The 2293-nt window shown below is 66.0% G+C and carries 2 protein-coding genes; both read right to left on the reverse strand.

Going from position 1 to position 2293, the window contains the following annotated elements:
* Positions 1 to 924 (reverse strand): biotin carboxylase N-terminal domain-containing protein (locus I5M_RS05235; RefSeq protein WP_022720446.1); only part of this gene is annotated, 924 nt, incomplete at its 3' end.
* A 16-nt stretch (positions 925 to 940) separates the two neighbouring features.
* Positions 941 to 2293, reverse strand: a 1353-nt coding sequence (locus I5M_RS05240; protein WP_031335446.1) for a carboxyl transferase domain-containing protein, incomplete at its 5' end; no start/stop codon positions are given.

Below are 2293 nucleotides of genomic sequence, written 5' to 3' on the forward strand. Positions count from 1 at the left end.
CTCGGTGACCGGATGCTCGACCTGCAGACGCGTGTTCATCTCGATGAAGAACACGTCCTTGCCATCCGAGACGAATTCGATGGTGCCGGCGCCGACGTAGTTCACCGCGCCGGCGGCGCGCCGCGCCGCTTCGCAGACTTTCTCGCGCCCGGCAGTATCGAGCGTCGGCGACGGCGCCTCCTCGATCACCTTCTGGTGGCGGCGCTGCAGCGTGCATTCGCGCTCGAACAGCGAGACCAGATTGCCGTGGCTGTCGCCGACGATCTGCACCTCGATGTGGCGCGGATTGTCGACGTATTTCTCGATCAGCAGCGTGTCGTCACCGAACGCCGCCTTGGCCTCACGCTTGGCGCTGGCGATCGCGTCGGACAATTCCTCTGCCTTGCGCACCACGCGCATGCCGCGGCCGCCGCCGCCGGCCGAAGCCTTCACCAGCACCGGGAAACCGATCTTGTCGGCGGCCCCGGCCAGCGTCGCGTCTTCCTGAGCAGCGCCGTGATAGCCCGGCACCAGCGGCACGCCGGCCTTCTCCATCAGCGCCTTGGAGCCCGACTTCGAGCCCATCGCGGTGATCATCTCCGGCGTTGGTCCGACGAACACCAGCCCTGCGTCGGCGCAGGCCTGCGCGAACTCGGCGCTCTCCGACAGGAAGCCGTAGCCGGGATGAACCGCTTCGGCGCCGGTTTGTTTGGCGGCCTCGATGATCTGCGAAATGTTCAAGTAACTGTCGGCGGCTTTCGCCGGGCCGAGCAGCACGGCGTCGTCGGCCTCGCTGACATGCAGCGCGCCGGCGTCGGCCTCGGAATACACCGCGACGGTGCGCAGGCCCATGGCGCGCGCGGTGCGGATGACGCGGCAGGCGATCTCGCCGCGGTTGGCGATCAGGAGCGTGCGGAAGCGGCGATACAGGGCTGTCTTGGTCATTATCAGATCCTGCTCATCACATCCGGAACAGGCCGAACTTGGTCGGCTCGATCGGCGCATTGCTGGAGGCGGAAAGACCGAGGCCGAGCACCAGACGGGTGTCGGCAGGGTCGATCACGCCGTCGTCCCACAGCCGCGCCGTCGCGTAGTAAGGGCTGCCCTGGGTCTCGTACTGCGCACGGATTGGCGAGCGGAATTCCTCCTCCTCCTCCGCGCTCCAGGCGCCGCCCTTCGCCTCGATGTTATCCCGGCGCAGCGTGCTCAGCACCATCGCGGCCTGCTCGCCGCCCATCACCGAGATGCGCGCATTCGGCCACATCCACAAAAAGCGCGGGGAGTAAGCGCGGCCGCACATGCCGTAATTGCCGGCGCCGTAGGAGCCGCCGATCACCACAGTGAACTTCGGCACGTTGGCGGTGGCAACCGCCGTCACCAACTTGGCGCCGTCGCGTGCGATGCCGCCGGCTTCGTACTTCTTGCCGACCATGAAGCCGGTGATGTTCTGCAAAAACACCAGCGGAATGCCGCGCTGGCAGCATAGTTCGATGAAATGCGCGCCCTTCAGCGAAGACTCGCTGAACAGGATGCCGTTGTTGGCGATGATGCCGACCGGGAAGCCCCAGATATGGGCGAAGCCGCAGACGAGCGTGGTCCCGTACAGCTTCTTGAACTCGTCGAATTCGGAGCCGTCGACGATCCGGGCGATGATATCGCGGACGTCGAACGGTTTACGCTGTTCGGCCGGCACGATGCCGTAGAGCTGCTCGGCCGGATACAGCGGCTCGCGCGGCTCACGCATGTTCAGCACCGGCCGCTGCGGAGGCTTCAGCGTGCCGACGATTTTCCGCGCGATGCCAATCGCGTGAGCATCGTTCTGGGCGTAGTGGTCGGTGACACCGGACTGCCGCGAATGCACGTCGGCGCCGCCGAGCTCTTCAGCCGACACGACTTCGCCGGTCGCGGCCTTCACCAGCGGCGGGCCGCCGAGGAAGATGGTGCCCTGGTTGCGGACGATGATGCTCTCGTCCGACATCGCCGGCACATAGGCGCCGCCTGCGGTGCACGACCCCATCACCACCGCGATCTGCGGAATGCCCTGCGCCGACATGTTGGCCTGGTTGAAGAATATCCGGCCGAAATGCCGTTCGTCCGGAAACACCTCGTCCTGCTGCGGCAGGAAGGCGCCGCCGGAATCGACCATGTAGATGCACGGCAGATTGTTCTGCCGGGCGATGTCCTGCGCGCGCAGATGCTTCTTCACCGTCAGCGGATAGTACGTGCCACCCTTCACGGTGGCGTCGTTGGCGACGATCATGCATTCGCGGCCGGCAACACGGCCGACGCCGGTGACGATCGAGGCCGAATGCAC

It is taken from the genome of Rhodopseudomonas sp. B29 (genome assembly GCF_000333455.1).
In the GTDB taxonomy this organism is placed as follows: Bacteria; Pseudomonadota; Alphaproteobacteria; order Rhizobiales; family Xanthobacteraceae; genus Rhodopseudomonas.